Raw genomic sequence first — 8,772 nt, forward strand, 5'->3', positions numbered from 1 at the left:
CAACAAAAACCCTTGCAAAAACGGGGTCTGTCCCCGGTTTTGCAACATGCGCTTGATGCCAGCCTCACGCCGCTACATGGGCCCGCACCGCGTGCGCATGTTTTTCCCACACCCGGCTCTTCCATCTGGCGTACATCGCCAAACCGCGCACCCATTCGTCGCAGGTGAACGCGATCCACACCCCCATCAAGCCCCACCCGAAATGCAGGCCCAGCAGCCATGCCAGCGGCACCGCCACGCCCCACATCGAACACGCGCCCATCAGCACCGGAAACCTGGCGTCACCGGTCGCCCTGAGCGAATTGATGACCACCAGATTGAAGGTGCGGCCCGGCTCCAGCAGCAAACTCATTCTCAGCAGCAGCGCGCCGCCGGCCACGATCGCCGGGTCCTTGCTGAAAAACCCGAACAGCCACGGCGCCAGCAGCACCACCACGCAGGTCGTCACCACCGTCACGCCCAGCCCCACGCGCAGGCTGCGCAGCAGTTGCCGGTAAGCCTCGTCGAACTCGCCGGCGCCGATCATGTGGCCGATCATGATTTCGGTGCTGATGCCGATCGAAATGCCCAGCATCATCATGATCATCGACAGCTGGATCGCATATGAAAACGTGGCCAGCTGGACCACGCCCATCTGCCCGACAAAATACGTAATGACCATGAAGCTGGCTTGCCAGCACAGATTCTCGCCGGCGGCGGGCAAACCAATCCGCAAGATGCGCGCCAGGGTCTCGCGCGAGACGCTGATGAACCACGACAGCCGCACACCCAGCTTGAGCTGGCGCCGCACCAGCCAGGCCAGCGCCAGGCAGGCCACGGCGCGGCTGATGACGGTCGACAGCGCCGCTCCGATCACGCCCATTTTCGGCGCGCCCAGCAGGCCGAAAATGAGCACCACGTTGAGCATCAGATTGAGTACGTTCATGCCGATGGCGACATACATCGCTTCGCGCGTGTGCCCGTGCGCGCGCAGCACCGAGCCGAACGCGATGTTGATCGATTCGATGAACAGCGTGCCGCCCATCAATGCCAGGAAGGGCTGCGCATACGGCATCAGTTGCGGCGGCAGTTGCAGCAGGCGCAGCATGTCCGCCGACAAGCCCCAGATCGCCAGGCTGACAACCATTCCCAGCCAGAAGTTGATGCCGACCGCCGTGGCGGCCACGCGCTCGGCGCCGGCGCGGTCGCCCGCACCGAGGTAATGGGTCAGCACCACCGCGCTGCCGATCCCGACAAACGAAAACAGGATGATGCAAAAGCCGACGATCTGGTTGGCCACCGCCAGCCCGGCCACCGCCGAATCGCCCAGGTGGCTGACCATGAAGGTATCGACCACGCCCGGCAAAATATGCGAGAGCTGCTCGATAAAAATCGGCCAGGTCATGGCGAACAAACTGAGCTTGCGGACTTTGTTATATTGAATGGAGGACATGCGGAGGTATTTCTTTAAGGGACTGAAAACGTTTCCAAATTATACGCCGCCCGAGCTCGATTCAAAAAACGCCCTATGTGGTCAGAAAATCCAGTAAAATACCGGGTTGAAGTTGTAGCCCCTAACAAAGGCAGTGCAGGGCGGCCGGTTTCACTGTCGGGCGCCCTTTGTTTTTTCAGATGGAAAGGTGCATGCGGCCGCCCATGATGGCGCCGCTGCGATCCCGCGAGGATGGCGAAATTGGTAGACGCACCAGGTTTAGGTCCTGACGCCAGCAATGGTGTGGGGGTTCGAGTCCCCCTCCTCGCACCACGAGTTTAATACTATTTTTTGGACGATTTTTACATGGCAACTGCAGTCGAAACCCTGGGTAAACTCGAACGTCGCTTGACGATCTCTTTTCCGCTGACTGACGTCCGTACGGAAGTGGAAAAGCGCCTGAAACAGCAGGCCAAATCGGCCAAGGCACCTGGCTTCCGTCCAGGTAAAGTGCCAATGAAAATGGTTGCCCAGCAGTATGGCTACCAGATCGAATCGGACGTGCTGAACGATAAAGTCGGCCGCGCATTCAACGAAGCTGCGAACGAGAACCAGCTGCGCGTTGCCGGTTTTCCAAAAATCGAACCAAAGGAAGATTCCGCTGAAGGCGTGCTGTCGTTCGACGCCACCTTCGAAGTCTATCCTGAAGTCGTCATCGGCGACCTGTCCGGCGTCGAAATCGACACCGTGAAAGCCGACGTGTCGGACGCGGAAATCGAAAAGACCATCGAAATCCTGCGCAAGCAGCGCGTGCATTACCACACCAAGGGTGAAGCCGGTGAACACGGCGACGGCGGCGAAGCCATCGCAGCCAATGGCGACCGCGTCACCGTCGACTTCGTCGGCGTGATCGACGGCGTTGAATTCCCAGGCGGCAAAGCTGAAGACTACGCATTCGTGCTCGGCGAAGGCCGCATGCTGCCGGAATTCGAAGCGGCCACCGTTGGCCTGAAGGTCGGCGAAGCGAAAACCTTCCCGCTGGCTTTCCCGGAAGATTACCACGGTGCCGATGTGGCCGGCAAAACCGCCGACTTCACCATCACCCTGAAAAAGCTGGAATGGGCGCACCTGCCGGCAGTCGATGCCGAGTTCGCCAAATCGCTGGGCATGGAAGACGGCGACCTGGAAAAAATGCGCGCTGACATCAAAGTCAACCTGGAACGCGAAGTCGCGGGCCGCGTCAAGGCACGCAACAAGGAAGCCGTGATGGATGCCCTGGTCAAGGTCACCGACATGGAAGTTCCCAAAGTCATGATCGCCCAGGATGCGGACCGCCTGGCCGAAATGACCCGCCAGGACATGGCGCAGCGCGGCATGGATGTCAAAGACATGCCATTCCCGCAAGAACTGTTCGCCACCAAGGCCGAGCGCCGCGTGCGCCTGGGCTTGATCCTGTCGCAACTGGTTGGCGACAACAAGCTGCAGGCAACCCCTGAGCAGGTCAAGGCACAGATCGAAGATTTCGCCCAAAGCTACGAAGATCCGCGTGAAGTACTCAAGTACTACTACAGCGATCGCCGCCGCCTGTCGGAAGTCGAAGCTCTTGTATTGGAAGAAAACGTCGTTAACTATGTACTCGGTATCGCGAAAGTCACAGCCAAGGCTGTTGCATTTGACGAGTTGATGGGAAGCAACGCACAAGCTTAAAGTCTGCTTTAGGCTGCTTACAAAGGAAGAGACAGGTATGAATCATAATCCGGCATTGGATACACAAGCACTCGGCCTCATTCCGATGGTCGTGGAGCAAAGCGGCCGCGGCGAGCGCTCGTACGATATTTACTCGCGCCTGCTCAAGGAACGCGTGATTTTCATGGTCGGGCCGGTGCATGACCAGATGGCCAACCTGATCGTTGCGCAGCTGCTGTTCCTCGAGAGCGAGAATCCGGACAAGGATATTTCGCTGTACATCAACTCGCCTGGCGGATCGGTGTCGGCCGGCCTGGCGATTTTCGATACGATGAACTTCATCAAGCCGGACGTGTCGACCTTGTGCACCGGGATGGCGGCCTCGATGGGCGCCTTCCTGCTGGCGGCCGGCGCCAAGGGCAAGCGTTTTTCGCTGCCGAACTCGCGCATCATGATTCACCAGCCGTCGGGCGGCTCGCAAGGGCAGGCGTCGGACATCGAGATCCAGGCGAAAGAAATCCTCTACCTGCGTGAGCGCCTGAACCATATTCTGGCCGAACGTACGGGCAAGACGATGGAACAGATCCACAAGGATACCGACCGCGACCGTTTCATGTCGGGCGAAGAAGCTGCCGAGTATGGCCTGATCGACAAAGTCCTTGCGAAGCGCGAATAAGTTGTCGGCGCGGTTCGTGACGGCGGGCGGCACACCGGATCAGTCCGGTTTGCACCAGCGCAGCCGTTACGTTCCTCTAAGCTGTTGCTGAAAGAACGCCCGGCGCTACAACGTTCGGGCGTTTCGTTTTTATTTCGGGTAGCATGCTGTTAGCGCGCACTCATGTTGCGCGTCTGTTCGCGTTACATTTATAGCAATTCAAGAGAAACCTGCCCCATGTCAGAAAAAAAATCCTCCAGCGGCGAAAAACTCCTCTACTGCTCGTTCTGCGGCAAGAGCCAGCACGAGGTGAAAAAGCTCATCGCAGGTCCATCCGTCTTCATTTGCGACGAATGCATCGACCTGTGTAACGACATCATCCGTGACGAGACCTCGAACGTCGAGACGGTGGCCGGCGCCAAGTCGGATCTGCCTACCCCGAACGAGATCAAGGAATTGCTCGATCAATACGTGATCGGCCAGCAAACGGCCAAGCGCATCCTGTCCGTTGCGGTTTACAACCATTACAAGCGTCTCAAGCACCTGGGCAAGAAGGACGAAGTCGAACTGGCAAAGAGCAACATCTTGCTGGTCGGTCCTACCGGTTCGGGCAAGACCCTGCTGGCCCAGACCCTGGCGCGCATGCTCAACGTGCCGTTCGTGATCGCCGACGCCACCACCCTGACCGAAGCCGGTTATGTGGGCGAAGACGTCGAGAACATCATCCAGAAGCTGCTGCAAAGCTGCAACTACGAAGTCGACAAGGCCCAGCGCGGCATCGTCTACATCGATGAGATCGACAAGATTTCGCGCAAATCCGACAATCCGTCGATTACCCGCGATGTCTCCGGCGAAGGCGTGCAGCAAGCGCTGCTCAAGCTGATCGAAGGCACCATGGCATCGGTGCCGCCACAAGGCGGGCGCAAGCATCCGAACCAGGATTTCGTCCAGATCGACACGACCAACATCATGTTCATCTGCGGCGGCGCGTTCGATGGCCTGGTCAAGATCATCCAGAACCGTTCCGAAAAGAGCGGCATCGGTTTCTCGGCCAGTGTCAAGAGCGAGTCCCAGCGCGCCAGCGCCGACGTATTGCTCGAAGCCGAACCGGAAGACCTGATCAAGTTCGGCCTGATCCCGGAACTGGTGGGCCGCCTGCCGGTGGTTGCCGCACTGTCCGAATTGACCGAGGAAGCGCTGATCCAGATTCTGATCGAGCCAAAGAATGCGTTGATTAAACAGTATTCCAAGTTGCTCGAAATGGAAGGCGCGGAACTGGAAATCCGTCCGGCCGCTTTGCACGCGATTGCCCGTAAGGCATTGGCGCGCAAGACCGGTGCGCGCGGTTTGCGTTCCATTCTTGAACATGCACTGCTCGATGTAATGTACGAATTGCCAAATCAGCAGAATGTCATCAAGGTCGTTATCGATGAAAATTCGATCACAAACGGCGCAAAACCTTTACTGATTTACAGCGAAAGCGCCAAGGCATCGGGCGAAAACTGAAATTCTGCGATGCGCGCGCAACAAAAGCATTGATTCCTGAATTCTTGGCGGTACAATTTACCTCAATAAAAGAATCAGGCTTCACTCGAAAAGCCACTCGCAGCGGAACCGCTGCGCGGTGGCTTTTTTATTTGATGTTCCGATAAAGTTTTTTTAGATTATTCCGGTTGTATTTGATTCAAGTTGATGAATACTCAAATAACTTGTAGAAATATTTTATCCGCCGGTCTTGTGTTTTGGCAGATAGTGCCAATATCGTCAACACGCTTTCTATAAGGTATGCCATGACAACTTCCAAATTAACCGAGCAAACGACGCTGCCCTTACTGCCGTTGCGCGACGTGGTCGTCTTCCCGCATATGGTGATCCCATTGTTCGTCGGCCGTCCTAAATCCATCAAGGCGCTGGAAGCGGCCATGGAACAGGGCAAGAGCATCATGCTGGCGGCCCAGAAAGCCGCAGCCAAAGACGAGCCCTCCGCGTCCGACATCTACGAAATCGGTTGCGTGGCCAACATTCTGCAAATGCTGAAGCTGCCCGATGGCACCGTCAAGGTGCTGGTCGAAGGCGCCCAGCGTGCGCGCATCAACCACATCAGCGATGCGCCGACGCACTTCATCGCCGACCTGACCCCGCTCAATTCGGAAATCGGCGACGATTCCGAAGTCGAGGCGATGCGCCGCGCGATCGTCCAGCAGTTCGACCAGTACGTCAAACTGAACAAAAAGATTCCTCCTGAAATCCTCGCTTCGCTGGCAGGGATCGACGACGCCGGCCGCCTGGCCGATACCGTCGCCGCCCATCTGCCGCTCAAGCTCGAGCAGAAACAGGTGATCCTCGAGATCTTCAATGTCGCCAAGCGTCTTGAGCATCTGCTCGGCCAGCTCGAAGGCGAGCTCGATATCCTGCAAGTGGAAAAACGCATCCGTGGCCGCGTCAAGCGCCAGATGGAAAAGTCGCAGCGCGAGTACTACCTGAACGAGCAGGTCAAGGCAATCCAGAAAGAACTGGGCGAGGGCGAAGATGGCGCCGATATCGACGAACTCGAGAAGAAAGTCATCGCCGCCAAGATGCCGAAGGAAGCGCTGGACAAGGCGACCAACGAACTCAAGAAGCTCAAGCTGATGTCGCCGATGTCGGCCGAAGCGACCGTGGTGCGCAACTACATCGACACCCTGGTCAATCTGCCGTGGAAGAAAAAGTCCAAGGTCAATAACGACCTGTCGAACGCCGAAAAAGTCCTCGAGGGCGATCACTATGGCCTCGACAAGGTCAAAGAACGCATTCTGGAATACCTCGCGGTCCAGCAACGCGTCGACAAACTGAAAGCACCGATCCTGTGCTTCGTCGGTCCTCCGGGCGTGGGTAAAACCTCGCTCGGTCAATCGATCGCCAAGGCCACCAACCGCAAGTTCGTGCGCATGGCCCTGGGTGGCGTGCGTGACGAGGCCGAGATCCGCGGCCACCGCCGCACGTATATCGGTTCGATGCCGGGCAAGGTGCTGCAATCGCTGGCGAAAGTCGGCGTGCGCAACCCGCTGTTCCTGCTCGATGAAATCGACAAGATGGGCGCGGACTTCCGCGGTGATCCATCCTCGGCCCTGCTCGAAGTGCTGGACCCGGAACAGAACCACACGTTCTCGGACCACTACATCGAAGTCGACTTCGATCTGTCGGATGTGATGTTCGTGGCGACCTCGAATTCGTTCAACATTCCGCCGGCGCTGCTCGACCGCATGGAAGTCATTCGCCTGTCCGGTTACACGGAAGATGAAAAGACCAGCATCGCCCAGCGTTACCTGCTGCCGAAGCAGATCAAGGCGAATGGCCTGAAGGAAGAAGAGATCGCCGTGGCCGAAGGCGCGATCCGCGACATCATCCGTTATTACACGCGGGAAGCCGGCGTGCGTTCGCTCGAGCGCGAAATCTCGAAGATCTGCCGCAAGGTCGTCAAGATGCTGTTGCTGAAAAAGGCCGATAAAAAGGTCATGGTCAACAACAAGAACATCGACAAGTTCCTGGGCGTGCGCCGTTACGACTTTGGCGTGGCCGAGAAAGAGAATCAGATCGGCCAGGTGGTCGGCCTTGCATGGACCGAAGTGGGCGGCGATTTGCTGACCATCGAGGCGGTGCAAATGCCGGGCAAGGGCGGCGTGATCCGCACCGGCACCCTGGGCGACGTGATGAAGGAATCGATCGAAGCGGCGCGCACCGTGGTGCGTTCGCGTGCCAACCGCCTCGGCATCAAGAATGACGTGTTCGAAAAAGCCGACATTCACATTCACGTGCCGGAAGGCGCCACGCCAAAAGATGGACCATCGGCCGGTATTGCGATGACCACCGCGCTGGTGTCGGTATTTACCGGGATTCCGGTCCGCGCCGATGTGGCGATGACCGGCGAGATTACCTTGCGCGGCGAAGTGCTGCCGATCGGTGGCCTCAAGGAAAAACTGCTGGCGGCGCATCGCGGCGGCATCAAGACCGTCCTGATTCCGGAGCAGAACGTCAAGGATCTGGCCGAGATTCCGGACAACGTGAAGAACAAGCTCGAAATCGTTCCGGTACGCTGGATCGACAAGGTGCTCGAAATCGCGCTGGAACGCATGCCGACGCCGGTGGTGGAAGTGCCGGCCGTGGCCGCCGTTGCCGCCACCGCCCAGGTGGACGGCGCGGCGCCCCAGACGGACGTCGTGAAACACTAATCTGCCACTACCGCAGTACAGAAGCAAGCGTCCTCGTGACGCTTGCTTTTTTTTCGGGTTGTATTTGGCTTGACAGGCCGGGGGACGGCTTGTTTAATATGCGCTGCGAATTTCCTTTCGCCGCAACTCTTAATGGGGCACAAGTGAACAAAACAGAATTGATCGAAGAAATCGCGAAGTCGGCGGACATTACCAAGGCCTCGGCCACGAGGGCGCTCGACGCCATGATCGATGCCGTCACCGCCAGTCTGCAGAAGAACGACAGCGTGACCCTGGTGGGCTTCGGCACCTTCTCGGTGGGCGAGCGCGCCGCGCGCACCGGCCGCAATCCGCGCACCAAGGAAGCGATCAAGATCGCGGCGGCGAAAGTTCCTAAATTTAAAGCTGGTAAAGCGCTAAAGGATGCAGTAAACTAATGTCCTTCGGTGAGGTGACAATCACCGGAAAATGTCGGAAGCACCTGGTGACACAGGTGCGCTTGCGGGGGTTTAGCTCAGTTGGTAGAGCAGCGCCCTTACAAGGCGCGGGTCGGGAGTTCGAGCCTCTCAGCCCCCACCAGAGCCTGGCATGTGGTACCCAGTGTTTTTTACGGGAGTGGTAGTTCAGTTGGTTAGAATACCGGCCTGTCACGTCGGGGGTCGCGGGTTCGAGTCCCGTCCGCTCCGCCAGTAAAAAATGCATGTTCGGATTTGAGGAGTGGTAGTTCAGTTGGTTAGAATGCCGGCCTGTCACGTCGGGGGTCGCGGGTTCGAGTCCCGTCCGCTCCGCCAATGAAGAATAAGAAGTGATGTTGTGGAGTGGTAGTTCAGTTG

The 8,772-nt window shown here is 58.0% G+C and carries 6 protein-coding genes and 4 tRNA genes; 9 read left to right on the forward strand and 1 reads right to left on the reverse strand.

Features of this window, described 5'->3' with window-relative positions; all coding sequences use genetic code 11:
- Positions 1 to 64: 64 nt before the first annotated feature.
- On the reverse strand, positions 65 to 1,432 hold the full coding sequence (locus F1609_RS28115) for an MATE family efflux transporter (RefSeq protein ID WP_187363157.1): 1,368 nt from the start codon (positions 1,430 to 1,432) through the stop codon (positions 65 to 67).
- A 225-nt stretch (positions 1,433 to 1,657) separates the two neighbouring features.
- Here F1609_RS28115 and F1609_RS28120 point away from each other — a divergent pair.
- The 9 genes from F1609_RS28120 (at position 1,658) to F1609_RS28160 (ending at position 8,730) form a co-directional block, all read left to right on the forward strand.
- Positions 1,658 to 1,744 (forward strand) — tRNA-Leu (locus tag F1609_RS28120).
- A 33-nt stretch (positions 1,745 to 1,777) separates the two neighbouring features.
- Positions 1,778 to 3,118, forward strand: coding sequence for a trigger factor (gene tig, locus F1609_RS28125; RefSeq protein ID WP_167080274.1), 1,341 nt, complete (start codon positions 1,778 to 1,780; stop codon positions 3,116 to 3,118).
- Between the two features lie 37 nt (positions 3,119 to 3,155).
- Positions 3,156 to 3,773: an ATP-dependent Clp endopeptidase proteolytic subunit ClpP gene (gene clpP / locus F1609_RS28130; RefSeq protein WP_166879491.1), complete on the forward strand. Its 618-nt coding sequence runs from the start codon at positions 3,156 to 3,158 to the stop codon at positions 3,771 to 3,773.
- Positions 3,774 to 3,989: 216 nt separating this feature from the next.
- Positions 3,990 to 5,258 carry an ATP-dependent Clp protease ATP-binding subunit ClpX gene (gene clpX / locus F1609_RS28135; RefSeq protein WP_166879493.1) on the forward strand — a complete coding sequence of 423 codons (1,269 nt, stop codon included), beginning with the start codon at positions 3,990 to 3,992 and terminating at the stop codon, positions 5,256 to 5,258.
- Positions 5,259 to 5,542: 284 nt separating this feature from the next.
- Positions 5,543 to 7,960, forward strand: a complete 2,418-nt coding sequence (lon, locus tag F1609_RS28140; RefSeq protein ID WP_167080276.1) for an endopeptidase La — start codon at positions 5,543 to 5,545, stop codon at positions 7,958 to 7,960.
- A 98-nt stretch (positions 7,961 to 8,058) separates the two neighbouring features.
- Positions 8,059 to 8,376 (forward strand): HU family DNA-binding protein, encoded by a 318-nt coding sequence (locus F1609_RS28145; protein WP_166879595.1) that lies wholly within the window; start codon positions 8,059 to 8,061, stop codon positions 8,374 to 8,376.
- Positions 8,377 to 8,442: 66 nt separating this feature from the next.
- Positions 8,443 to 8,518, forward strand: a tRNA-Val gene (locus F1609_RS28150).
- Positions 8,519 to 8,551: 33 nt separating this feature from the next.
- Positions 8,552 to 8,628: transfer RNA gene (locus F1609_RS28155), tRNA-Asp, on the forward strand.
- A 25-nt stretch (positions 8,629 to 8,653) separates the two neighbouring features.
- A tRNA-Asp gene (locus F1609_RS28160) sits at positions 8,654 to 8,730 on the forward strand.
- Positions 8,731 to 8,772 lie beyond the last annotated feature (42 nt).

Source organism: Massilia aquatica (assembly GCF_011682045.1).
Lineage (GTDB): Bacteria > Pseudomonadota > Gammaproteobacteria > Burkholderiales > Burkholderiaceae_D > Telluria_A > Telluria_A aquatica.

What these genes read in the sequence shown, in the direction of transcription:
- lon (WP_167080276.1), top strand. Translation starts at nt 5,543, where the DNA reads ATGACAACTTCCAAATTAACCGAGCAAACGACGCTGCCCTTACTGCCG.
- clpX (WP_166879493.1), top strand. Translation starts at nt 3,990, where the DNA reads ATGTCAGAAAAAAAATCCTCCAGCGGCGAAAAACTCCTCTACTGCTCG.
- F1609_RS28145 (WP_166879595.1), top strand. Translation starts at nt 8,059, where the DNA reads ATGCGCTGCGAATTTCCTTTCGCCGCAACTCTTAATGGGGCACAAGTG.
- F1609_RS28115 (WP_187363157.1), bottom strand. Translation starts at nt 1,432, where the DNA reads ATGTCCTCCATTCAATATAACAAAGTCCGCAAGCTCAGTTTGTTCGCC.
- tig (WP_167080274.1), top strand. Translation starts at nt 1,778, where the DNA reads ATGGCAACTGCAGTCGAAACCCTGGGTAAACTCGAACGTCGCTTGACG.
- clpP (WP_166879491.1), top strand. Translation starts at nt 3,156, where the DNA reads ATGAATCATAATCCGGCATTGGATACACAAGCACTCGGCCTCATTCCG.